Raw genomic sequence first — 22,689 nt, 5'->3', positions numbered from 1 at the left:
GGTAAGCCCTGTCCTGGACGGGCCCATAGCCGACATCCATCAGCCAACTTACATGCTGCCGTCGCAGCCCACATTGCTGCCCTTCGCCGCGAGAGCAAAGCCCAAAGGCCATTGTGCTCACTGTTTGCGGGCTTTCCCGACTTTGGCCAAGACAGGTCCAATGACTGCTGTTGAAAGTTGGGACAGTTTCTACAGATTTGTTATAAGATGGGACAAATGCTTGCGGGTTAATCAACTGGCCAACATGTGTATGTCTCAATGTACCTTGGCGTCACAGCACCAGAGTACGCAGAGTTGCCACAGTCACCATGCCCACCAGCATGGAAATGGGTAGATTGCGGGTTTTTGCGGCAACAAGAAATGCGGTCGCCCCTGCTGCCCATTCGATAGCTCCACCATTTATCATCATCAGCGCCACTAGCGCGATAATCAGGCAACCCGGCAGCGCCTCCATACCGCGCGCCCAACCGCCCTCATGCGGCAAGCGCAGTGCTAGCAGACAGCCACCAAGGCGAATGGCATAGCTGGCGGCCGCAAGGCCCAGAATGGTTAACCAAATCTCAGTGGTCATGGGCTATTCCTGCCGTGATTGCGCCTAAAATAGCCCCCAAAATCAATGCCCAACTGGCTTGTTCGGGAAACAGCAGCGTACAGATAATGACCGGACTTGCGGCCACGGCCCAAGGCAATAAATCGCTGCGCCCGCGCCAAAGGTCAGGCAACAAGGCAACAAAAACTGCAATGATTGCAAAATCCAATCCGAACCGGGTGGGATCAGGTATGCCTTGAGACAGCAACGCACCGATGCCAGTTGCTGCAATCCAAGTCATCAGCAGGAACGCTCCCCCGCCAACGAGATACCAATAGCTTGCAAGTGCGCCACGGCTCTTGGCGGTTTGCATCAGAGCCACGGAGGCATCTGTGGCAAAATATACGCCGGCCATAATCTGCCACCATGGACGGTTGATCAGAGCATTCTGCATGCTGGCTGTAATAAGCAGGATGCGCATGTTCAGCGCGGCACCCGCAAGAATCGCTGCTGTGACACCGGCACCAGCCATCAGCTGATCCAATGCAATCAACTGCGCCGATCCGCCAAATACGAATGCGCTCATGCTGAGGGATTGCGCGAGTGAAAACCCTGATTGCGATGCCAACAGGCCAAAGGCTGCACCATAGGTCGCGGCTGCCAGAGCCATAGGCAACATACCCCGCGCCCCCAATGCCATTTTAGACATGATTGATGTAGATAATTCAGACATGATTGACCTTTTATGTCGAACATTGTTCACTATGACGAACCTATGACTGTTCGACAAAAGATACAACTGTTCTTTATGGTGATAAAATATGACCCCAAATGATCTAATTGCCAACGCAATTCAAAGGGAACGCAATCGCAAGGGGCTTAGCCTTTCGGCATTGGCGGCCAAAGCAGGGTTGGCTAAATCTACTCTGTCACAGTTAGAATCTGGCAAGGGAAATCCAAGCATTGAAACTCTCTGGGCCATTGCCGCCGCGTTAGAGGTCACTTTTTCTACTTTATTTGAGGTCAGTATGCCTGATGTCAGCCTTATACGAGCTGGTGAAGGCGATACCGTAAGATCAGATCATGCAAGTTATCAGACAACGCTGTTGGCAAATTGTTCCTCGGGTAGGCGTCGCGACCTTTACCGCGTGGAACTCGAACCAGACACCGCCCGTCGCTCGGCCCCGCACCCCGCTGGAACCTTTGAACATGCTGTCCTCTGTGTCGGTCAAGCCAGAGTTGGACCGCTTGGGGCCGAAGAGATTCTGAACGTCGGGGATTACTACCGTTATCCTGCCGACCGGACCCATGTTTACGAAGCCTTGATGCCTAATACCCAAATGATCGTTGTGATGGAAACGCGAGACTGAGAATGACTGAGCGCCTAATGCCGACGAACGAAATGCTACTTTATCAGACGTTCATCATCCCCGCAGCATCAGTCAAGAAGGGCTCGTTGCCGCCATCGGAGCAACCGCGGCATCTTATTGGAGGGCTCAGATCGCGGCGATGAGGACGGCCTTAATCTACCACCCAGCGAGTTCTCCCGTTGCTAGGGCAAGACCCGCAAAGCAGATATTTTGTTCTAATTTTCCCTCACAGGCTCTCGTGCTTCTCCGTAGAGCATCCTAGTCATTAACGCGGGGCGCATAACACGCCCCGCACCATCTTTAACGACCACCCGCTTGGTTCTGTTGCAAAGTTTTGAGCCCGCCGAGCAGTTTCAACAATTGCTCGGGAGTCAGGCTGCGAGCTCAGCGAACTGCTGAAATGGGCAGAGTCCGGGTGTGAATTGCCCCTTGCGGATCATGTGCGAAACCTCGATGCCTGCTAGCGTCGCCGATGCTGAAGCAAAGGCCTTGAACCCCAGCATCGGTCGCGTGCGCCTCTTGATGAAACGGTGGTCCTGTTCAACGATATTGTTCAAGTATTTCCGCCTCACCATCTCGATTGGAATCGGACAGCCAAAGCCTTTGAGCATCTTGTTGATCGCCTTTACGCCAGCAGTATTGGCACCACTTTTGTCGATGACGATCTTTCTGGGAAGGCCGTTGACCTCTAGCATCCTGGCGAAGAACTTTGTCGCAGCAGGTTTGTTTCGGCGTGGGGAAAGCATGAAATCAAGCGTTTTACCGTATTTGTCGACCGCTCGATAGAGATAAACCCACGCGCCCTTCACCTTGATATAAGTTTCATCCATTCGCCAGGATCGGTCACACGATCCCTTCCGTCTGCGCGCGGCGTCGGCAATGGCGCCGGAGTATCGTGTCACCCAACGGTTCAGCGTGGTGTGGTCAACCGAAACGCCACGCTCGGCCATGATTTCTTCCAGATCACGGTACGAGACGCCGTATCGAACGTAGAAGAACACCGCAAAGAGGATAACATCCTTCGGATATTGTACGCCTTTGAAGGAGATCATGAGCTGGCTTTCAACTGGTGAATACGGTTGGCCAGCCACCGCCTAACCTGACCAGCTCCAATGGTCAAAAGTTTGCAACAGAACCGTTTAACACAGCGTTTACCAGCTTTGCGACCCAGCCGAGTATTTCCCGCTGCCATTTTCGGGCTATAACTTTGCCCATGATGGCTCAAAATACATGCCGCACGTCGTGGACAATTCGCTTTCGGGCCTTTTCTCTTGCATTGTGATTTTGGTACTATGATTGGAGTTACCCCCCCCCCTTATCTTTGATCCGCGCAATAACCGTTTCGATATCTGAACAGAACTTGTCGACCTCACTTTCCAACATGTCGCTTTGGCGGGTTTCGTCGCCAATCGCCGCCAATTCATCGCTGATGGCCTTGAGGTCTTCTTCCAACGCTGTTTGTGCCAAACGCGTCATCGCCCTGATGAGAGCATTAGTGACAAGCCCGTTCCCACGAGCGGCCCGTCGAAGCGGCGGAATGGAGTCATGAAACAACGATTTTGCGGTGATGGATGGATATACCACTCGAATGGCGCCAGCGTCGTCGCGATACACGCCGGCGCAAAGGTTAGACGACCAGGCCCGTGCCAGTGAAGCGGATAACCGGTCAACGCACACAATTGCCGTGAATGTATCATTGACGCCAGGCGACAAAGCCCGAAGTGCAATCTCTACAAGAAGATGCACGGAAAACCGAATATCACCATTCGGATCTCGGGCTGGAATGAGTGGAGCCGCCGCTTGCACAATAGCGTTAAGGTCTTCCTCTGAATCGCCGTGCACATTGGCCAGAATATCAGTAGGAATTAAGAAATCGCCAGGCTGAACGTCAAAAACAACAACGCAGTTTGCATCCTGCGCCGTTTTTATCAGTTCTCGGGTATTGATCGAATTGACGTAGCCCGTGCCCGAAGATTGAATTTGGTGTTCCGCTCCCTCCCATGGGACCACATTAGACGAATGCAAATCAGCGCTTTCTTCTATCGCTGCGTCGATCTGGCAATCCAGGGCTTCGGAAATTCGTGCGGCCTCCTGATCAATTGTGACTCGCGTCGAAACCGTGTGAACAAATAACAACAACAACAGGACTGAAATTACTGAGTAAAGCATGCCAACGCCGGCCGCCAAACTGATTGAAGCGTTGTCACGGATCAACCACATAGTCAAAAGGCTGTATAGAAATGTGGCCCCGAGAGAACCAACCGCAACCTGATTTACCCGATCCTCACCGAAACGCTGTAAGAGTCTGGGGCCAATGGATCCTGCCGCCAATGTGTAGACCAACAGAACAATCGAATAGACCATGACAAGTGCTGACATGGAAGCTGCCGAAATTGCACCCAGTACGTCGCTTGCAGTGCGCTGAGGAACAACGAGAATCGAGGGCAATGACCAACCCGCTTCTACGATCACCTGTTCTGCGTAAAACACTACCCACGCCACCACTAGTCCTGACAAACTGATGGCCGCGGGGATTGTTAGGAAACCACGAAAATACCTCAGAAGTTCTCTTGGTGTCCGCAAGACCGTCCCCCTTTTGCTTCATGCAGCTCTCTACTGAAGCCGCTCCTTGTTTGGTTGCAACCATTTCTGTACGCAGGTTACCCACACGGGTTTGGTCGATTTTCCAACTGGTGGGAGAGAACTCACACAGACGAAAGAAACTCGTCGACTTCTTTTTTCGCGTCTTCTTTCGATTTGCCGTATTTTTCCTGAAGTATGCCAACCAGTCTTTCACCATCACCCTCGATCGACTCTAAATCTTCATCTGTCAGGTCGGCCCATTTGGCTTTAACGCTTCCTTTGAGTTGTTTCCATTGACCCTGGATTTGATCCCAGTTCATAGCAATTTCCTTTCTTTTGATTCAGTGCTGTTAAAAACGCCGGGTTTGGTGTGACCTCGCGCAGTTGTTCAGGTGAAGCGGCTGGCAGCTTTCTTGATCGTTGCCTGCATATCTTCCCAAGCCGCTTCATAGCCCTCTCGCATATCTTCCCAGGCTTCATCACTGGCGGCCTTTAGCTCACGCAACTTCGCCTCTGCGTCAGCTTTGGCGGAGTACAAGGTTTTGAGGTGCTCCTCATACTCCTTTTTAGCATCCGCTTCGGCCACGTTTAACTTCGCCTCAAACAGATCAATTTGAGCGTTCCAGGCGTCCAGTTGCAATTTTGCCTTCTTTTCATACCCCACGCGTGTCATTTGTCCTCCTTTCTTTCCGGCTCGGTGAACTCCCGCATTCGAGAGCTACTTGTCAGGCCGCGACGATAGCTTTGAGCATCCAAACGGCCTTTTCATGTTTGGCCATTCGTGTGTTCATCAGATCTTCGGTCGCACCGTCGCCGTGGCGCGATGCGAGTGTCGCGGTCTCGCGCAGTTTGCGGGCAATCTTTTCATTGTCGGCGATCAATTGCTTTATCATGCCGTCAGCGTCTTTGATCGACTCTTCCTCGACCAGAGTGGCTTGGCTGATCATGTCCGTAAATGAAATTGGTGCCACGTGACCCAGAGCACGGATACGCTCAGCAAGATCATCGATTGACTCGAACAGGTCGCGATATTGCCGCTCAGTCAGTTCATGGATTGGCAGGAACAAAGGACCCACGACATTCCAATGGCAGCCTTGCGTCTTAACCATCAAAACCATGCTGTCTGACAAGACTTCGGTCACCGCATTGGAGATCCACGCATTCTTGTCGATACCTGTGTCGTGAGTTTCATCTTGCGCTTCGGGTTTCAGGACTTGGTGTGTCATTTTCTCTCCTTCACGACTTCGTACATGGTTAATTATAGGAATGAATTACAAAAAATCAAATAAAATCATATTGTTAAGGTACGTATGTAACCCACAATAGGGTCATTCCTTGTGTTGATGATCCGCTGTGTCCCACCTTGCCTGCCTATGTTATTGTAGACATGGAGGTGCAGTGGCATACATGATTGGAGTAAGTGACGTAAGTGATAGGGACCAACCCATTGTCTGACCAAAGCCGACCGCCCAAACGAACCGAAAAACTCCAGCTGATGTTGGATCTCGACGAGCTCAAGGCAATTGATGACTGGAGGTTCGAGAACCGTTTGCCATCAAGAGCTGCTGCCATTCGCGAACTCATTCGCCGCGGTCTGATCACAAATGAATTTGAAGAACCACCTACAGATGCGCCATCCGGCGATTTTCGTGTCGTAGACGAATGAAATTCACCCTCTGCGTGGATGGGACAGATCAAAGCCTCTCCTAAAATAAAGTTGCTAAGCTAAAAGTCTCGCTCAGCCCGTCACGCACTCAGCGCCAACGATCACTGGGTCACTTACTACCTAGCAAATCATCCTCGTTGTTTTGCACCGATGTGCTATTGTCCACGGGAGGATCGCTTAACAGATCTCCTTCAGCTTCACTGGAAGCAGGTTCTGGTGTGCGCGAGGCAGGTTCTGGAGCAACAATTGAGTCCTTAAGATTGTCTGAAGAGCCATCCAGCACGCGCACACCTTCGGGAAAGATGACTTCACGCGCTTCATCTGGCATTGAGATACCTTCCACTGTGAGCGCCGACTTCACCGCGCGCAACAGGGACGATTTCAGTTTTATTGGAGAAATAGTGTGACCATCGAACCAGTAGTACGTTCTGATGTTCACAGTTGAAGCACCCAGTTCATCTACAAGAACCATTGGTTCGGGATCCCTGAGCACAGCACTATGAGCATTTAAGGTCTCCAGAATGATCGACTGAGCGTCCGCTATACCTGCATCATATCCAATGCCAACTACAAACTCACCACGACGATCAGGTGATGAGCTGAAATTCACGATCACATTCTTAAAGACAGTCGAGTTAGGGATATGAATTTCGTTGCCTTCTACCGATGTCAGCAGCGTACTGCGTGTGGTCATGCTTTTTACCGTTCCGCTGAGGCCAGCCACGGTGATGAAATCACCGCGCTGAAACGGGCGGCGCACACTCAGGATAAGGCTGGAGAGGAAGTTTTCCGCGATATCGCGAAAAGCAAAACCGATAACGATACCGATCACACCGGCGCCACCCACCAAGGACAATGCAAGCTGCGTCAAGCCTGCGACCTGTAGAACAATGTAAAGACCCAAAAGAAAAACCGGAAAGGCAATCGCGCGCGCAACAACCTGTCTCAGGAAAGGAGATCGGATACGGTCCTTGAGCAACCAGCGCGCCAGTTTTGAGAGAAGCGACGCCACATACCAGGCCAGAGGCAGCACCAGTATTGCAAGCAACATCAATGGTAATACCGAGACAGCTTTCTTAATGATAGATTTCATTTCATTGAACGCAGGGGTGAGCGTCCAAACCGGTCTTTCGTCTATCGTGATGCGGTTGACTACAGCAACCACACCAGAGGTTTTTTGCGCCAAATCGCGTGCCCATGTGCGATGCGCATCTGATCCAGACTGACCGTCAAGAAAAACCACACCTTCATCAACACGCACGGATGCTCCTGTAAACCAACCAGCGGCATTCAGGATATTCTCGATGCGTTTTTTGATCGCTATGTCTGAAGCAGTTGGGTCAATTTCGACAGGCTGTTCTGGCGCTGTTGGGACTTCCTCGCCCACGGGAGCGGTTGCTTGTGAAACAACTATCGAAGGTACACACAATAAGAACAAAAAACCTATGACGAGCAAGGCGATATTGAGTCTTGGTTTTTTGTTCACAGCCATGATCTTTGTCGTTTCCCGCGATGTTTCTGCCAATCGTCACAGTTTAAGTCAGGATGTTCCGCTTGATAACGTGCGATATTCAAAAACGTTCCTTTTGACACAGTAAATTCTACCAAACTGGTCTTTGTTGCGCATACCCGTATTTTCAATGATTTGATGCACCCACTGCTTTGAATGAGAAATTGGTCGTTCCTGAAGCATCTCTCAAATGAGCTACTTTTTTCGGAGTTGGCCAATAGTACCGGTCTCAGAATTTAGCTTGGAACCTATCCCTGGTGTACTTGTTGTCATTGGACAGAAGCAAACAATAGATAGGAATCAAAAATGAACTGGGATCAAATCGAAGGGCAATGGAAGCAGTTGAAAGGGAGTGTTCAAGCCAAGTGGGGCGAACTCACAGATGACGAAGTCGACCAAGTGAACGGCGATCGAAACGCACTGGAAGGTAAAATCCAGGAGAAATACGGAAAAACAAAGGAAGAAGCGAAGAAGGAAGTCGATGATTTTCTGTCCTCAATGTGAGGGAAAATGTAACCAGCGAGGTTTGAGCGAAGCTTTGGCCTTGAAACGGCTATTTGAGCAGCGTGGCTGGGGTGTAGAATGGCACCTCCTGCTGCGCTGAAGGCCGACAATTCACGGCGACTTGTTCGCTCTTAGAGATTTCCGGCTATTGTCGGTTCACTGGGTCTTCTTAGACACGCGTATCCTGCCCAAGCCGTTCAAACCAGATCGTCCGGAACGCCTGGCAACCGCGCGCCGGCCTGTTTCGCCGGAGATGGATCATGTGGGACGAGGAACCCCGCCCGCTGACCCGGAAGCTGGCACGCGTTGCTATCCGCAAGAGAACCCCAATGCCTGGCCATCTCTGCGACATCAAAATAGTTGGGATCTGGGTCGTTGGGCAGCCAATGCTTGAGAACAGCCTGCCTGAGCTTTTGAACCGTTGGCGCATCTGTGCATTCAACGGCGGCTTCTGTGTCCCACCTCATGCTGCGGCCGTTCAGATTGGCCGATCCCACGATAAACCTTGCGTCGTCTATGATTAATACCTTGGAATGAACATAGATGATCTCCGAACCGTGCAATTGATCTCGGGAAGTCGATTTGCTCGCGACTTTTCGAACCGGGCTTAAAACCACGGCCCGTGCTCCAAATGCGCGATGTACAGCGTCAAGACACTCAGATTGGAGGTATTCACCCATTCGCTCCGGCAACCCGAATTTTTCCTCGAACGCAATCTCCTCCGGAGCTGCGGGCAGGATCATGACCAGATTAACGGTCGGGTTCTTCTGAGAGACTTGAACCAGAGCATCAGCAATGGCCTGGCTGCGGAAGAATTGGGTTTCGATATAAATCGTTTTCTGCGATGAGCTGATGGCAGCTATGTGGGCCTGTTCGATCTCGTCTACAACATTGCGTGGAGAAAGCTGCAAGCCGACCCGCCTTTTTTGGACGGATTTCGTCCGGAGAAGGCGAAATCCTTGCGATGCAACACGGACGTCAGGAACTTCATCCATTTCCAGCGGGCTGATCTGCGAGGGCAAAATGACTCCTTCTGGCGGGGCATGACGAGATTGCTCACGATACAATGCCTGCATGCGAAGCCTGTTTTCGTTCCAGCACGAGGCGATGTGACGTGAAATGTCACCAACAACACCGCCGGTCAGATCAACTGCTACATCGTGCCAAGTCTCGCTTGCTTCACGGTCGTGGGCGGGGCTGTCATACCGCCGTTCGTCAATGTCGAGACCTCCGATAACTGCGTTTTGATGGTCGGCTACGACGATTTTCTGGTGAAACGTTGCCGGAAAAAGACGTGGCAGTTTGAACGCACGCCATGCAATTCTTCCGTCCTCTCGCAGCCACAAATACCTCCAGATCCCCGGTCGATGAGAAAAGATGTCAGCACGATCATCGAGCGGTAAGGAGTTCAATTCTCTGCGTTGCTGCTCCAACTCGCGCACAGCAGGCAACCAGAATCCAAAACGAAGACCTTTGCCAACCCGTGCGTCGTGACGAACGACCATAGTTTCCAAATCGCCACTGTCCGACAAGCCCCCAAGTAAAGCTGCCGAACGCGCGCTGGCTTCATGTAGATCAGGTGCAACAATAGGATCGAAATCAGTCAGCAGAACGCGGATCTTTACTCCCGCAGCCAGCCGGTTCTGCAGTAGGTCCAACCACGTGTTACCTATATCAGTAGCGAACCTGAGGCGCGTAGTCGGGTCAAATACGCGAAAGGATAACCATAGATGACGCTGCGCCCTAAACGCCAGCCGCTCCATTGCAGGGAACCCTTGCTCAGCGGTGATCAGAGGGCAAAACTCTTCGACAGGTCGAAAAGGGGCATTTCCCAGATCACTCATCGGGACGATCGACCGAACCACGATTGCTCATAAAACGGCTCATTGCGAGGACAAGCGCAGCAGAGGCTGAGATCGTCAGGGCATGCACAAAAAATCCAAGACCAGATGCCATACCAACTGCACCGGCCACCCAAAGGCTGGCAGCAGTGGCCATACCGCCGACGTTTTTGTCGCCTTGGATGATAGCGCCTGCCCCTAGGAAACCGATGGCACCTATTAGCCCCTGAACAATGCGGGTTGGATCTGAGTTTATGTCACTCTCTGCCAACATTGCGGCAAACTCAATGGTCAGCATGGAAAATCCGGCAGCCCCAAGCGACACAAGCATATAGGTTCTTACGCCGATCTTACGATGGCGGATTTCCCGATCCAGGCCCAAAAGGCCACCGGTCAGCAAAGCACAGAGTAAACGCATCCCATAATCCAGAAAACCGATGTTTCGAAAACCGGATGTGAATACGTCTTCCACGCGATGTCCTGTTCGAATTTTGTTTTGCACCGAGCGAGCACATGGGCGCTAGCGACAAGAGTTTTGGTAGGCTCTCAGGATTAACGATCTGCGTCGCGGGAACAACCGGGAATTTCCGTTTTGAATTGGCCAATCAAAGCGCTGCGCCCGCGATTCACACGGCTTTTGACAGTGCCTGAAGGGCATTTCTCGTGTCGAGACACCTCGTCAATAGAATATCCAAAAGCGGCGACCAGGACGACGGCACGCTGCTGCGATCTGGGAAGTTTGCCAATACCTTGAATGAGTTCTTTGAGAAGCAGTGTGTCCTCCTGCGCGCCCTGTACAGAGAACATCGGTCCGTTCGCCATCGCATCCGTTAATTCGATTTCCCGTTGACCACGCCTCATCTTTGTTAGGAACAGGTTCTTCAGGATCGTGAACAACCACGCTCTCAGATTTGTGTCACAATCGAATTTATCCCGATTTGCCAAGGCCCGCAGCATGGTCTCCTGGACCAGATCGTCTGCGGCTTCAGTATCACGCGTCAAGCTACAGGCGTATGCCTTTAAGTTCTTTTGGTACTTTAACAGGCCTCGATCAAAGCGCTCCTTGTCGGTAATCTCTTTGGCAACGCCGCCAACATTCGAAGATGTTTCAATATCGGTAAAAGTTCCATCTGGCATCAGACCCCCAGAATGCGAGGCGGCCTGAAAACCCAGTTGCCGCGTCGCAAGAATTGCAAGTTACTTGCGAGCGTCGCGCGACTGTTCATCCAGAATCCCTAAACTTTTACATAGTCGCTCTAATTGATTCCCTGGTCACTTGGAGACGGAGAGTGGAACAAAACCACTGGGAACGCGTTCACATAGACACATTTGTCCGAGGGATAACTACGCATATGGCACGATCGCCGTTGGCCCAGAAATATGAACAGCTGTCGGAATGAAGCTCTTCAGTCATACATGTCTCCGGAGAAAAAACGAGAGGTAGACGGAATGAGCCGCACAGAAGGCGAAAACGGACCGGCCGATCCCTCAATTGTTTATGGGATCGCTGCACTGTCATTGATTGAGGCTATTATCTTGACGTTGCAGGAACGTGGTACTCTATCGGCCGACGAGGTGGATGAGGCTTTCGATGCCGCCATTTCCGCTCATAAGCATCGTCATGCGGCACATTCCGCGTCAGAAAACCAGATGGCGGCAAGTATTCTCAGCAAGCTGAGAATTGAAGGAAATTCCGTGCGACTGGACCTGTAAAGGTGTCCGTGCTTCAATGCGATGTAGAATACACGATCAAATTGTGGCCATGAACTGGATTTCGTAGTGGATGCACGCCAAGAAGCGGGACTTATCCAATTGACCGAAATACTGCTCAACAAGATCTCAGGTTTCTTCGACGTAACCGAGGACGTTAAGTCGACGTTCACCGAGATTTGCACCGAATTAGTTGAGTTTGATGCAGGCACGGTAATCGTTTCTCAGGGTGGAAACTATGGAGACATTTTTCTGCTGGAGAAGGGTTGGGTGGTCCGGTCGCGTCACCTAGAAAACGGGGCACGGCAGATTGTGAACGTTGCACTTCCGGGTGATTTCGTCGCTATGAATGCGTTGCTGTTCGCAACGTCTGACTTCGAACTAAGGTGCAAAACAGACATCGTTGCCTATCGTTTGCCGGCTGATCGGTTGGGAACTGCGTTGACACGTAACGCAATGCTGGCCGCGGCATTGTTTTGGGTGAATGCGCACGAGGAAAGCCTTTTGGCAGAGCGCATTGTCTCTCTTGGGCGCCGTTCAGCACGAGTAAGGACGGCCCATGTGCTGTGTGAGTTGATATCGAGATTGGAGATCATTGGTATAACCGACCCTGAACAGTTCTTTATCCCAATGTCACAAGAGGAATTTGCCGACATCCTTGGCATCTCAGTCGTGCATACAAACAAAACTCTTCGAGCGTTTGAGCGTGACGCGGTGATATCGTTTCGGAATGCGGTATTGAGGGTCGTGGACAGGGTGCAGTTGGAACACGAAGCTGGCTATGAAAACGGCTATCTCCAGTTTACCCGTAGAACTGATCACAAAGCCTGGCGACCGGGGCAGGTTCTGACGACTGCGTAACCACAAATACGGTGGAAGTACGGCTTGGTCGAGAAAACGCGATTGGATTGGAACCTTTATGCGGCTCGTCCGTTACTTCAATACCTCGTTGGCGACCGGCGTCCAGAGTTGTTTCTGGCGTCGGATCGTTAAGTAGGAACCTGAAACAGCCGCTTTATCGCGATGAGCGAGCAAAGCACAACAGAAGTGGACCAATCAATGTTTGAACTTACCGGTATTGGCGGGATTATCATCTTGGCGCTTGATATCTGGGCTCTAATTTCAATCTTCGGATCTGGGGCTACGACCGGTCAAAAAGTGATCTGGGCACTACTGGTGATAGTCCTGCCGGTTTTGGGATTCATTATTTGGTTTTTCGCCGGGCCGCGGTCCGCCGCCTGAACATTGGCCGCAGTTGCCGTGTTCCTTGACCCGTTTGTTCAGTGTCAGCAGGTGACACTAGCTTGATCGGAAGCCATCGTGGAACCCATCAGAATCCTGACCGAGCAGCTGACCTCCTTTGCGCAGGCATTTATTGCATTGACGCCAAATCTTCTGGTCGCCGCGCTGATAATCGGCATGACATTTGTTCTGGCGCGATTTGCCAGATTGGCGGCGAGGAAAATCCTTAGCCGATCCAATGCGCGACCCTCTTTGCTGAGAGCAATTGGAGCCGTCATTCGGCTAATGATCTGGATCACCGGTATATTGATTGCCGCGACGGTCATTTTCCCCGGCTTGACGCCAACCAAACTAGTTGCGGGTCTTGGCATTGGCTCCATTGCGATTGGGTTGGCATTCAAGGACATATTTGAGAATTTTCTCGCTGGCTTCCTAATACTTCTGCGTAAACCAATGCGGATAGGTGACGACATAGATTGTTTGGGGCTTACTGGCAAAGTTGAGGAGATTTCGATCCGAGACACGTTTTTGCGAAAGCGGTCAGGCGAATTGTTGATTGTTCCAAACAGCTATCTCTTTAAAAACCCTGTCAAAATACTGACAGATCAGGAGTTGCGCCGGATTTCATTAACAGTTGGCGTTGCCTACCACGAAGATGCAGCAGCCGCGAAGGAAGTGATCGAAAACGCCATCGGAACGATCAGTAAATCCGTTTCCAATCGACCAGCTCAGGTTTTCGCGAAGGAGTTCAATTCGTCATCAATCGATTTTCTGGTGCGCTGGTGGACGAAAAGTGCCCCGCCCAATGAACATGCCGCGCGTGACAAGGCCGTAATTGCCATCAAGACAGCGCTCGACGATGCAGGAATTGAAATCCCCTACCCTTATCGCACTTTGACCTTTGCGGAGCCGTTGAAATTAGTTGTTCGACCTAATGACAGCGGTACTGACGCCGGAAGTTAATCCACTCCACCATTAGCCATGGTGTGTCTTTCCTTTGCGTGGCGCTTTTGATCAACATTGCCTTGACGTAGTCTAAGGGTCCGCAGCACCACCAAGAAAGGCACCCACTCGTTTTGTGGCTTCAATCTCATCCAAAATTATCTTGGCAACGATCAGGATCGGAACAGCAATGATCATGCCGATTACAGACCAAATCCACGCGAAAAACGCGACGGCGACAAAAACAACCGTCGTGTTCAGTTTCAGTCTGTTTGACAGCAATTTGGGCGTAATGAATTGCCCTTCAATGTTGGTGAGAGCCATATAGGTCAGAAACACGCCGATTGACGACCACAATTCATCAAAAACCGAAAAAGCTGCCAAAGCCGCAAAGGCCGCGCCTCCGATGGCGCCAAGAAACGGAATAAAATTCAGCGCGAATGCGACGAAGCCAAATATCTCCGGGTTCGGCAAACCCCAAAGATACATCGCAATCGCAACGGTGATACCGAGGCTGGCATTGATCAGAACAATGCTGCCCAGATAGTGGCCCAGCTTTTCTTCCACCAACTTGACGACTGAGATCGCACTTCGTTTGTCTTCAAACTTGCCGAAACACTCCACGATTTTGGTGATGAATAAGTCGCCTGATGAGATCAAGAAAAACAGCAAGATCATCGCAAAGACTATCTGACCCACGATCGCCGGGGCTTGTCCCATGATTTGTGCGATGAAATTGCCCGAAGCGACAACTCTGACTTCTAGCGCAGATGGATCTGCTTCTGGAGTTAGCACTTCTTGCGCGGCCGCAGCCGCTTCGTTGAGTTTTTCAACTGCCCCTCCACGCCCTGAAACTTCGTTCGAGAAATTCTGGATTAGCCGCGGAAGGTCATCAAGTAGATCGGCCGTGGGTTCGGCAAATGTCAATAGGATGTAAGTTAGGCCCACTGCTGCGATCAGGATCACGATTAAGGCCGTGACAACACTGGGAACGCCAATACGAGACAAGCGGCGTTGAAACGGACCAACTGTCAGGTACCCGAGAACGGCAGCCGTGATCGGCGTTAGAAAATCCGCTGACCACGCCAGTGCCTGGATGAGCATAAACAGAAAGATGCCAATTATGGCCCAATTCGCATCAGCTCTCATTCCGGCCTCTACTCTCGCGTCTCACCTAACGTGTCTGCCTTGACAGCTCCGCGTTCGCCCATAGGCTGGTCTGGACCGATTGTTGTGTCAACTTTGGTTTGTGCTTCCATCTCAGCATTGATCTCACCTCCCAACAGCACGACGAAAGCAGAGATCCAAACCCACATCATCATGATAACTACACCGCCTAATGCGCCAAAGCTCTCGTTGTATGACGCGAAGTTACCGACATAATAGGTAAACGCAACAGAAGCGATAATCCACACAACGCAGGCAACCAGGGCGCCGGGAGTTACCCAGCTCCATTCTGCCGTACTTCGTGAGGGGCCGAACCGATATACTATGGCAAGTCCGGCAAGCGTCGCGACAATCATGACAACCCAGCGAAAAACGATCGCCAGCCATTCGCCGATCAACGGCCATTCAACGATTGAGAGGACGGCAGGGACAGCAACAATCGAAGCAATACCAATCAATACGCCGAAGATCAGCATGATCGTCAGCAAAAGCAATTGCAGGTTCAGCATGAGGAACCCGCGTTTCTCCTCTTCACTATAAACCAGATTCAATCCCATCACGAGGTTTGCCATCCCGCGAGAGGCTGACCAGAAGGACAAAAGCATCCCGGATATCGCCGCCAAGGTCAGTCCCTTGTCGGCTGCGCTGGACACTTCAGTTGCCTGGTTTGTGATGATTGAGAGCACCTCATCTGGTACGAGGCCATCAAAATCCGTCATCTGTTCAAGAATGGATTGTGGATCGAACGCCAACCCACCCAGTGCAAGCATCGCTCCGAATGCCGGGAAAATCGCCAGAAGACCATAAAAAGCGACACCTGCTGCCACCAGACTGATACGGTTGGCGACAAGTCGGTTCTTGATGCGCCACACAATATCAATCCAGCCGGTTATCGGGATTTGTGCTGGCGTTTCTGCGGTACGACCTCGCTTCACAGTTCCTTCTCCATTACTCAGAGCTGGGGCTGCCACCAACAGAATGATCGGTGGCGGTGCCATGTGATGCTTCTTCTATCATGATGCGATCGGCTTCGCGAAACAGCTTGTTTCTTGCATCTCGCGCTTCGTTTTCTTGTTTGCGAAGTAAAATCACGCCACCAACTGCGGCACCAACCGCAAGGGCAATTCCGCCGACCGCAAATGGGTTATCTTGCACAGTGCGTTTGGTTTTTCTGGCACCGGACCGTAAGGTGTCGATGGCTGTTTCCGCTGCATCTACCGCCGTTGTGCGCGCTTGAATTACTCGATCACGTGCTTCCTCTGACAGGTTCTCGGTGCCTTCCGTGATACGGTCACGCAGCGTTTGGGCATCCGCTGAAAGCTTCTCAATCCGATTGGAGGTTGCTGTTAACACTCTTTGAGAACGTGAGGCCCGAGCTTGATTTAGTTCTGAGGAAGACTGGTACCTGTATGTCTCTTGCGCGTGTCGCGGTTCGGGTTCTTTTGGCGCGATCGGACGTGCGTCGCGCCGATTGGGCGAACCTATAGCCATCCAGGTCAGCCCTGCCAATACCAGACCAGCTGCAATTGGTTTTTCGCGGGCGCGTTTGATCACAGTACCCGCGAAGTCATCCAGAATGTCTGAACTGACACCGCGCAATTGACCTGACACAGTCTCGCGGATTCCATCGAAAGAAAGGTTGTGGTTCAGTGAACTGAGGGTATCGCTCAGCTGTTCCCGTTCGCGATCGATGCCTTGCTGAATTTCATCTGGCGTCCTGGTATCTTCATTCATTTGCTACGTCCTTTACGGCTTTTGCATCCCGCTTCACACTGTCCATTGCTCGCTTGGGTGCCAGGTTCGACACTTTAAGATCATGGACGCCCTTCTGAACCATCAGGTAAGCAACAGCAGCGAACAAAACGCCCACGATCAGTGCGGCCCAACCGCCGGCTATGCCCAGCTCCGTCAGGGCTGCAACAAGCGCAGCAGCCAGCACATTCAGGGACACCAGACTGACAACGATGGCACCGACCAGTAGCCCGACGGCAACTGCGGCCTGGCTCGCGCTTTCCACCAATTCGGCACGCGCCAGACGCACTTCTTCCCTTATGAGAGTACTGGACTGCGACAAGGCCTGCCCGACCAACTCAGATGTTGATGGCTCGGACGGCGAGCTCATGACTCGCCCCCATCCTTTGATACCATCCGCGCAAGGGAATAGCCGAGCAGGGCCGCCGCGCCGGCAAACAACAGTGGGTTACGACGGGCAAAACCGCTTACACTGGTGCTCAACTCCCTGATATCTTGGTCACGGATCGCATCTGAAACATCGGCTAACCCTTGGGCCAATTGTCCAAACGTACGCTCGTGAATCGATCCGTCTTCCAGGGACGTCGCCACTTCGCGCAAGCTGTGGCTGACTCGGTCGACGGCGTCGCCTACCGTTGCAGCAGTTTGTTCAGCAGTTTCACGTGTTTGCTCCGCCAGTTCTGACGCACCGGATGACAGAGCATCTTTTGCGGTTTTAGCCGCGTCTGCCGCGACCTGCTGGGTTTTTTTCACACCCCGGTCCGCAGGGATTCCAGTTTCTTTGGCTGGGGTGGAGCGTTTAGAATCGGACAAGCTACTTCTACCTTCATTGGTGCGTTTTTTGTTGGTCATTGGAGGATCCTCTTCAAAGAACGATTTGAATAATGACGAGGACAACTACGACGACGCCGATGATGTAAAAGATGTTTCGCATCGTATGAGCCTTGTTTTTCAGTTGATGTACGCTGGCAGGAGACTCGGGCCGCCCAACCGTGCGGGCGGCCCAAGATCGGATTAGTCCCAGAACCCTTCATCCAGGTTTTTGCGTTCCATCAGCTGGTCCTTAGACAAGCCAGTTACCAGGCTGAAATTCTTGTCGTCGACGGGAACCAATTTCACGCCGTCAACCTCGATAAACACATGCTTATCGCCAATGTCCAGGAAACCCCCGACCTCGGCGATGACACCGATCATTTGTCCGTCGCGGTCCAACACCACGTCTTCGATTTCACCAATATTGTTCCAGCTATCGTCAACCTTCTCGAAAGCCTGGCTGATGTCCCAAGCGGTGCTGCCATCGGAATTGGTTGTGTAAACCGCAGCACCCATAATGTCCCGGGTACGGATCATCTCCGCACGATCATAGGTGGTCTCGGCGCTCAGGGGCGTTGCGAGAGCAAGCAAGATAACCGTTGATTTCATCACATTCATGGTCTTTCCTTTTTTGATTTGTCCGGTGGTCAACGTGCGAACTGTCATTTGGTTCAATCAAAGTTTCCAACTGAGAGTTGAACAATTTCGGTCATTTGACGTTGACAGTCGCGCGGTCGATTTGCCGGCTCTAACTGTGGTAGTTGAGGTATGCGCCACTGAAGGTGGAATGTATTGTTACGGAGACGAGCAGGCAGAATGCACAGAAGGGATAGAGCTTGGAGGCAAAAAGTGACCGACGAACAAGAAATTCGCGAAGCATCGTCACTGAGCTCACGACAGGTCTACGAAGTCATACGGCGCGAAGGCGATGAGGAACTTGGGCGCCCGACAAACTCGCTGATTTGGTCAGGTACAGCAGCCGGTATACTCATCAGCTTTTCAGTGCTTGGTGAAGCTATTTTAAGAACACACCTGCCGAATACGTCATGGCGCTTACTCATTGAGAATTTTGGCTACAGTTTTGGATTCCTACTCGTCATCCTGGGGCGCATGCAGTTATTCACCGAAAATACCATCACAACAATTCTCCCTCTGGTAAATCAAAGATCGTTGTCATGCTTGTTAGGTGTTCTGCGCCTTTGGGGAATTGTGCTCGCTGCAAATGTTGTCGGGGCAGCTTTGGCGGCCGGGTTCATCGCGTTTTCAGGGGCCTTTTCAGAGAACCTTCTGGCTAACGTCGCTGAACTATCCGCTCATGCAACCAGTTTTACGCCGATAGAAGCGTTTGCCCGTGCAATACCAGCAGGCATCCTCATCGCATCAATAGTTTGGATGTTGCCCGGCCAACCGGGCAACGACGTTGTGGTTATTGTGCTGTTTACGTGGCTGATCGCTGCCGGCGATTTCACTCACGTGATCGCGGGTTCGGTGGAAATGTGGTACATGCTGTTTGAGAAGCAACTATCTGTAACCCAGGCCGTTTTCGGTTTCTTCGTTCCAGTTTTGTTCGGGAATATCGTTGGTGGAACAGCTATCTTTACAATGCTCGCATGGGGTCAGGTAATTGCCGAAATTGAGGATTAAACTGAACGGTATTGCCAAGTTACTCAGGCTGATTCAACCAGTTGGGTCGCGCCTATGAACATCCCGACGACGATACCGCGCCTGAACGCGAACCTAATCAGGCCGCTGTTCATTATCCACAGTTTCCTACTCTCACAAATCCTTCGCTTCCCTTTGTTGAAGCTACCCAAACATCGAAAGAAAAGCACATGGGACACTAAAACGGAAACGACCACAGCCAGGACGAGAATGAAACTCATTCGGACCAGTTGAACCCGAACAATGATACATATTGGAGCGACCGTGGCTACGAGGAGCGGCATGATGACTGGGAGAGCGCTTTAACGCGCGCTCCTTGTCGACATAGCGGACAGCCTGAGCCTTCACCACCTACGCGCTGCAAACCGTTATCAGATAGGCAACTCCGAGGTCGCTTTTTCGGTAGAGACCACGATAGAGGTGCGGAATTTCCGGACGTTCTTGTCGGCAAAGAAAAAACGATGTGTGAAGGCCTCGTAACCTGCGATGTCCTTTGCCATCACAACAAGGATAAAGTCCGCGTCGCCCGCGATACAATAGAAATGGGTCACTTGACGATCTTCGCGCGCTTTGCGCTTAAATGCATCGATCTGGTCGAGGCGGTCGCGTTCCAGCTCAACCGATACGATGGCGGTGATGGCTATTCCAATGGATTTAGGATCGAGAATCGCCACCTCGCGCTTGATTACACGTGCTTCACGCAGTGACCGTATCCGTCGCTGGACTGAGGCGGTCGAAATGCCAGTCACGTCTGCAAGGCCTTGAATGGAAATCTTCGAATTTCTCTGTAGATGGTCAAGCAGATTTCGATCTGTAGCATCCATGATCATCAATATCCTGTTTTTCGTCGTAATCCGATGCAAGCACATCAACTTTTATCCCTCTTCGGTATATTCCGCATCAAGACAACAGTCTATTTCTTCTGTTATGAAACATGGTGCTATTGCAATTCTCCCTCTCGCTCTTGGAGCCGCTATTTATGGCTTCGCTTTTGGTCTTCTCGCCGCGCAAGTTGGTTTCCCATGGTGGAGTGTCGGGCTGATGAGCGCCACGGTCCACGCCGGGTCTTCGCAGATCGTCGCCGTGGAGCAATTTGCTTCGACGCAAGCGGTCCTGGGTGCTGCACTGGCAGGGGCGGCGTTGAATTTGCGCTACATCGGCATCGTTGCAAGCCTGTCAGACGTGCTGGAAGGGTTGTCGTTGCGGACCAAACTCTTGGCGATCCACATAACAGGCGATGAAAACTGGGCGCTGACAATGACAGAACGCGCCAAATCCCCTGACATTGGCGCTCCGTTTCTGCTGGGGTCTGGCTTTGTTATGATCAGTATCTGGGCAGTTTCGACCTCAACCGGAGCTGTGGTTGGATCAGTGCTGCCCAATCTCGAAAAGCTTGGCTTGGGCTTTGCGTTCACGGCGGCCTTCATCGCCATGTCGCGAGGACTCTGGCGCAGCCGCTCACAAATGCTTCCTTGGATTGTAGCAGCAGCCGCGACCGTCGCCATTGTGGCGCTAGGTTTGCCAAAAGCCTATGCCATCGTTGCTGGGACGATGTCCGGGCTGGTGGTCTTGTTTGTCCTTCGTCAGACGAAAGAAGTGCTGGTATGAGCGGAGCACACTGGGCCGTCATTGGCGTTCTGGCCCTTGCCGCGTTCTCCATTCGTGTTATCGGATTGATCGCCGGCGGGCGCATCCGAGCCTCACGCCAAGCGTGGGTGCTAGATGAATTGCCTGGCTTGATTGTCATCTGCCTGGTCGCGGCATCATTGGCAGATCAGCCCGTACAGACTTGGGTTGCTGCGAGTGCAGCGCTTGGCGCTGCAATCGTGACCAACCATGTCATTTCAACGATGGCTGTTGGTGTGATGGTCTATGCAGGTCTCATGCTGATTGGGATGTAACAGGTTAATTTGGAAAGTCTGATTAGCGCGAGGTTGCGTGACCTAGCAATGCCGCCTATATGAACATCTCTACGATTATGCCGCGCTTGAAGCTTTTTCACTATCTTCTTGAGCTCCTTAATATTGCGGATTGGGCTTACTATCGCTTCGCGTTGGGCTCAGCTGACGTCGAGGATTTGTTTGTAGCAAGGGGTATGATCGTTAGCCAGGAAGCAGTTCGGCTGTGGGTCAATTGCTTTGGTCAGCACTTTGCAGTTTGCATCCGCAGAGATAGGCCGCTGCTGCGCAATAAGTGTTACTCAGACGAGTTCGTGATCACAGCCTGTCGCAAGAAGCACAGGTTATGGGGCGCGATTAACACAACAGCGACGGCATGGATCTTAGACCGTGTGCAGACTAAGCTAAAATCGAACATAGAGCCAAATCGCATAGGCAAACACATCAGGCAGGAAACGATGGCAACGTTAAAGCGCTGAACGCTTGGGACTGATCATACCGTTCAGTTACATATCTTCATCACAAGCGCCCTAAGTCCACAATGCCGCCAATTCGCCCTCGCTTTTTGACACCATTGTGAACAAATCTATTTATTTTGTGTCAGCTTACGCTTGAAGAAACACCGGATGCCGAATTCAACACTCACCATGCCGATCAATTCCCAGCCTGCTTTGCCAAGTTGGGCAAACCTCTTTTGTGCAGTTTTATCTTCTCTGATCAGTAGATCTCGGTATTCAAATTTTTTCATCTCGTTCCCCGTTAGCCGAATTATCCAGAGGTCACTACAGGCAAGAAGACTACGCCATTGACCTTCAGGCCGTCACATTTTTTTCGTTAGAGTACACAAATAGATTGTGCCTCGAATGTCATCGACAATCTTGGCTTGCCAAACTGCTGATGATCGATTGAGAGCAATCAGCGATTACTGGAGGTTCTGTTGCAAAGCTTTGAGCCCGCCGAGCAGTTTCAGCAATTGCTCGGGAGTTAAGCTGCGAGCTCAGCGAACTGCTGAAATGGGCAGAGTCCGGGTGTGAATTGCCCCTTGCGGATCATGTGCGAAACCTCGATGCCTGCTAGCGTCGCCGATGCTGAAGCAAAGGCCTTGAACCCCAGCATCGGCCGCGTGCGCCTCTTGATGAAACGGTGGTCCTGTTCAACGATATTGTTCAAGTATTTCCGCCTCACCATCTCGATTGGAATCGGACAACCAAAGCCTTTGAGCATCTTGTTGATCGCCTTTACGCCAGCAGTATTGGCGCCACTTTTGTCGATGACGATCTTTCTGGGAAGGCCGTTGACCTCTAGCATCCTGACGAAGAACTTTGTCGCAGCAGGTTTGTTTCGACGTGGGCACAGCATGAAATCGAGCGTTTTGCCGTATTTGTCGACCGCTCGATAGAGATAAACCCACGAACCTTTCACCTTGATATACGTTCTTTAATTGAGCAGCAGCTCTCGGTGAGATTAGTCCGGTATCGACCACCTGCAAGGTTCTTTCCG

General features: G+C 51.7%; 29 protein-coding genes and 1 pseudogene. 10 read left to right on the top strand and 20 right to left on the bottom strand.

The window, feature by feature from the left end; all coding sequences use genetic code 11:
- Positions 1–271: 271 nt before the first annotated feature.
- Together AC2FH6_RS18715 and AC2FH6_RS18710 are read right to left on the bottom strand one after the other, a co-directional pair.
- Positions 272–571, bottom strand: a complete 300-nt coding sequence (locus AC2FH6_RS18715) for an AzlD family protein (protein ID WP_496703897.1) — start codon at positions 569–571, stop codon at positions 272–274.
- Complete coding sequence (locus AC2FH6_RS18710; RefSeq protein WP_496703896.1) at positions 561–1,262, bottom strand: AzlC family ABC transporter permease; 702 nt, start codon at positions 1,260–1,262, stop codon at positions 561–563. Before AC2FH6_RS18710 ends, AC2FH6_RS18715 begins: the two co-directional genes overlap by 11 nt.
- An 88-nt stretch (positions 1,263–1,350) precedes the next feature.
- Here AC2FH6_RS18710 and AC2FH6_RS18705 point away from each other — a divergent pair, with 88 nt between their 5' ends.
- Positions 1,351–1,899: a helix-turn-helix domain-containing protein gene (locus AC2FH6_RS18705; RefSeq protein WP_496703895.1), complete on the top strand. Its 549-nt coding sequence runs from the start codon at positions 1,351–1,353 to the stop codon at positions 1,897–1,899.
- A gap of 371 nt (positions 1,900–2,270) precedes the next feature.
- Here AC2FH6_RS18705 and AC2FH6_RS18700 read toward each other — a convergent pair whose 3' ends face one another.
- The 5 genes from AC2FH6_RS18700 to AC2FH6_RS18680 all read right to left on the bottom strand — a co-directional run bounded on the left by AC2FH6_RS18700 (position 2,271) and on the right by AC2FH6_RS18680 (position 5,708).
- Positions 2,271–2,951 carry an IS6 family transposase gene (locus tag AC2FH6_RS18700; RefSeq protein ID WP_496703894.1) on the bottom strand — a complete coding sequence of 227 codons (681 nt, stop codon included), beginning with the start codon at positions 2,949–2,951 and terminating at the stop codon, positions 2,271–2,273.
- A gap of 250 nt (positions 2,952–3,201) precedes the next feature.
- Positions 3,202–4,482, bottom strand: coding sequence for a DUF2254 domain-containing protein (locus tag AC2FH6_RS18695; protein WP_496703893.1), 1,281 nt, complete (start codon positions 4,480–4,482; stop codon positions 3,202–3,204).
- 122 nt (positions 4,483–4,604) lie between these two features.
- Positions 4,605–4,802: a CsbD family protein gene (locus AC2FH6_RS18690; RefSeq protein WP_496703892.1), complete on the bottom strand. Its 198-nt coding sequence runs from the start codon at positions 4,800–4,802 to the stop codon at positions 4,605–4,607.
- Positions 4,803–4,870: 68 nt separating this feature from the next.
- Positions 4,871–5,155, bottom strand: coding sequence for a sll1863 family stress response protein (locus tag AC2FH6_RS18685; protein WP_496703891.1), 285 nt, complete (start codon positions 5,153–5,155; stop codon positions 4,871–4,873).
- Positions 5,156–5,207: 52 nt separating this feature from the next.
- Positions 5,208–5,708 (bottom strand): Dps family protein, encoded by a 501-nt coding sequence (locus AC2FH6_RS18680; RefSeq protein ID WP_496703890.1) that lies wholly within the window; start codon positions 5,706–5,708, stop codon positions 5,208–5,210.
- 221 nt (positions 5,709–5,929) lie between these two features.
- Here AC2FH6_RS18680 and AC2FH6_RS18675 point away from each other — a divergent pair, with 221 nt between their 5' ends.
- Positions 5,930–6,148, top strand: a complete 219-nt coding sequence (locus AC2FH6_RS18675) for a hypothetical protein (protein WP_496703889.1) — start codon at positions 5,930–5,932, stop codon at positions 6,146–6,148.
- 109 nt (positions 6,149–6,257) lie between these two features.
- On the opposite strand, the gene AC2FH6_RS18670 is transcribed toward AC2FH6_RS18675, so the two are convergent.
- Positions 6,258–7,640, bottom strand: a complete 1,383-nt coding sequence (locus tag AC2FH6_RS18670; protein WP_496703888.1) for a mechanosensitive ion channel domain-containing protein — start codon at positions 7,638–7,640, stop codon at positions 6,258–6,260.
- Positions 7,641–7,964: 324 nt separating this feature from the next.
- On the opposite strand from AC2FH6_RS18670, the gene AC2FH6_RS18665 reads away from it, so the two are divergent.
- A complete protein-coding gene (locus AC2FH6_RS18665) occupies positions 7,965–8,162 on the top strand; it encodes a CsbD family protein (protein WP_496703887.1) in 198 nt (65 codons plus the stop codon).
- A gap of 197 nt (positions 8,163–8,359) precedes the next feature.
- Here AC2FH6_RS18665 and AC2FH6_RS18660 read toward each other — a convergent pair whose 3' ends face one another.
- The 3 genes from AC2FH6_RS18660 to AC2FH6_RS18650 form a co-directional block, all read right to left on the bottom strand.
- Entirely contained in the window at positions 8,360–9,925 is a 1,566-nt protein-coding gene (locus tag AC2FH6_RS18660; RefSeq protein WP_496703886.1) for a phospholipase D-like domain-containing protein, read from the bottom strand.
- A 73-nt stretch (positions 9,926–9,998) separates the two neighbouring features.
- On the bottom strand, positions 9,999–10,475 hold the full coding sequence (locus AC2FH6_RS18655; RefSeq protein ID WP_496703885.1) for an MgtC/SapB family protein: 477 nt from the start codon (positions 10,473–10,475) through the stop codon (positions 9,999–10,001).
- 80 nt (positions 10,476–10,555) lie between these two features.
- Entirely contained in the window at positions 10,556–11,140 is a 585-nt protein-coding gene (locus AC2FH6_RS18650) for a sigma-70 family RNA polymerase sigma factor (RefSeq protein ID WP_496703884.1), read from the bottom strand.
- A gap of 312 nt (positions 11,141–11,452) precedes the next feature.
- Here AC2FH6_RS18650 and AC2FH6_RS18645 point away from each other — a divergent pair, with 312 nt between their 5' ends.
- The 4 genes from AC2FH6_RS18645 (at position 11,453) to AC2FH6_RS18630 (ending at position 13,918) form a co-directional block, all read left to right on the top strand.
- Positions 11,453–11,716: a hypothetical protein gene (locus AC2FH6_RS18645; RefSeq protein WP_496703883.1), complete on the top strand. Its 264-nt coding sequence runs from the start codon at positions 11,453–11,455 to the stop codon at positions 11,714–11,716.
- 99 nt (positions 11,717–11,815) lie between these two features.
- Complete coding sequence (locus AC2FH6_RS18640) at positions 11,816–12,574, top strand: Crp/Fnr family transcriptional regulator (protein WP_496703882.1); 759 nt, start codon at positions 11,816–11,818, stop codon at positions 12,572–12,574.
- 198 nt (positions 12,575–12,772) lie between these two features.
- The gene (locus AC2FH6_RS18635) at positions 12,773–12,955 is read left to right on the top strand and encodes a PLDc N-terminal domain-containing protein (RefSeq protein WP_496703881.1); all 183 of its coding nucleotides are present in this window, start codon (positions 12,773–12,775) and stop codon (positions 12,953–12,955) included.
- 78 nt (positions 12,956–13,033) lie between these two features.
- The gene (locus AC2FH6_RS18630) at positions 13,034–13,918 is read left to right on the top strand and encodes a mechanosensitive ion channel family protein (protein WP_496703880.1); all 885 of its coding nucleotides are present in this window, start codon (positions 13,034–13,036) and stop codon (positions 13,916–13,918) included.
- Between the two features lie 72 nt (positions 13,919–13,990).
- On the opposite strand, the gene AC2FH6_RS18625 is transcribed toward AC2FH6_RS18630, so the two are convergent.
- The 6 genes from AC2FH6_RS18625 to AC2FH6_RS18600 all read right to left on the bottom strand — a co-directional run bounded on the left by AC2FH6_RS18625 (position 13,991) and on the right by AC2FH6_RS18600 (position 18,247).
- On the bottom strand, positions 13,991–15,046 hold the full coding sequence (locus tag AC2FH6_RS18625) for an AI-2E family transporter (protein WP_496703879.1): 1,056 nt from the start codon (positions 15,044–15,046) through the stop codon (positions 13,991–13,993).
- A gap of 8 nt (positions 15,047–15,054) precedes the next feature.
- Positions 15,055–16,062, bottom strand: a complete 1,008-nt coding sequence (locus AC2FH6_RS18620) for a YihY/virulence factor BrkB family protein (RefSeq protein WP_496703878.1) — start codon at positions 16,060–16,062, stop codon at positions 15,055–15,057.
- Positions 16,013–16,798 carry a hypothetical protein gene (locus tag AC2FH6_RS18615; RefSeq protein WP_496703877.1) on the bottom strand — a complete coding sequence of 262 codons (786 nt, stop codon included), beginning with the start codon at positions 16,796–16,798 and terminating at the stop codon, positions 16,013–16,015. Before AC2FH6_RS18615 ends, AC2FH6_RS18620 begins: the two co-directional genes overlap by 50 nt.
- Positions 16,791–17,186: a phage holin family protein gene (locus tag AC2FH6_RS18610; RefSeq protein WP_496703876.1), complete on the bottom strand. Its 396-nt coding sequence runs from the start codon at positions 17,184–17,186 to the stop codon at positions 16,791–16,793. The genes AC2FH6_RS18615 and AC2FH6_RS18610 overlap by 8 nt, the downstream gene beginning before the upstream one ends.
- Positions 17,183–17,668, bottom strand: coding sequence for a hypothetical protein (locus AC2FH6_RS18605; protein WP_496703875.1), 486 nt, complete (start codon positions 17,666–17,668; stop codon positions 17,183–17,185). Before AC2FH6_RS18605 ends, AC2FH6_RS18610 begins: the two co-directional genes overlap by 4 nt.
- 162 nt (positions 17,669–17,830) lie before the next feature.
- The gene (locus tag AC2FH6_RS18600) at positions 17,831–18,247 is read right to left on the bottom strand and encodes a PRC-barrel domain-containing protein (protein WP_496703874.1); all 417 of its coding nucleotides are present in this window, start codon (positions 18,245–18,247) and stop codon (positions 17,831–17,833) included.
- A gap of 198 nt (positions 18,248–18,445) precedes the next feature.
- Between AC2FH6_RS18600 and AC2FH6_RS18595 the strand changes: the two genes are divergently transcribed.
- Positions 18,446–19,273 (top strand): formate/nitrite transporter family protein, encoded by an 828-nt coding sequence (locus AC2FH6_RS18595; RefSeq protein ID WP_496703873.1) that lies wholly within the window; start codon positions 18,446–18,448, stop codon positions 19,271–19,273.
- Between the two features lie 389 nt (positions 19,274–19,662).
- Here AC2FH6_RS18595 and AC2FH6_RS18590 read toward each other — a convergent pair whose 3' ends face one another.
- Complete coding sequence (locus AC2FH6_RS18590; protein ID WP_496703872.1) at positions 19,663–20,115, bottom strand: Lrp/AsnC family transcriptional regulator; 453 nt, start codon at positions 20,113–20,115, stop codon at positions 19,663–19,665.
- A 103-nt stretch (positions 20,116–20,218) separates the two neighbouring features.
- Between AC2FH6_RS18590 and AC2FH6_RS18585 the strand changes: the two genes are divergently transcribed.
- Both AC2FH6_RS18585 and AC2FH6_RS18580 read left to right on the top strand, forming a co-directional pair.
- The gene (locus tag AC2FH6_RS18585) at positions 20,219–20,899 is read left to right on the top strand and encodes an AzlC family ABC transporter permease (RefSeq protein ID WP_496703871.1); all 681 of its coding nucleotides are present in this window, start codon (positions 20,219–20,221) and stop codon (positions 20,897–20,899) included.
- Positions 20,896–21,192 carry an AzlD domain-containing protein gene (locus tag AC2FH6_RS18580; RefSeq protein WP_496703870.1) on the top strand — a complete coding sequence of 99 codons (297 nt, stop codon included), beginning with the start codon at positions 20,896–20,898 and terminating at the stop codon, positions 21,190–21,192. The genes AC2FH6_RS18585 and AC2FH6_RS18580 overlap by 4 nt, the downstream gene beginning before the upstream one ends.
- 583 nt (positions 21,193–21,775) lie before the next feature.
- Here the strand turns inward: AC2FH6_RS18580 and AC2FH6_RS18575 are convergent.
- Positions 21,776–21,937 (bottom strand): hypothetical protein, encoded by a 162-nt coding sequence (locus AC2FH6_RS18575; RefSeq protein ID WP_496703869.1) that lies wholly within the window; start codon positions 21,935–21,937, stop codon positions 21,776–21,778.
- A gap of 236 nt (positions 21,938–22,173) precedes the next feature.
- Positions 22,174–22,623: pseudogene (locus tag AC2FH6_RS18570) on the bottom strand (IS6 family transposase); the annotation flags it as partial.
- Positions 22,624–22,689 lie beyond the last annotated feature (66 nt).

The sequence above is a fragment of the Ruegeria sp. CDSC045 genome (genome assembly GCF_059610725.1).
This window is presented reverse-complemented; position numbering and strand designations above follow the sequence as displayed.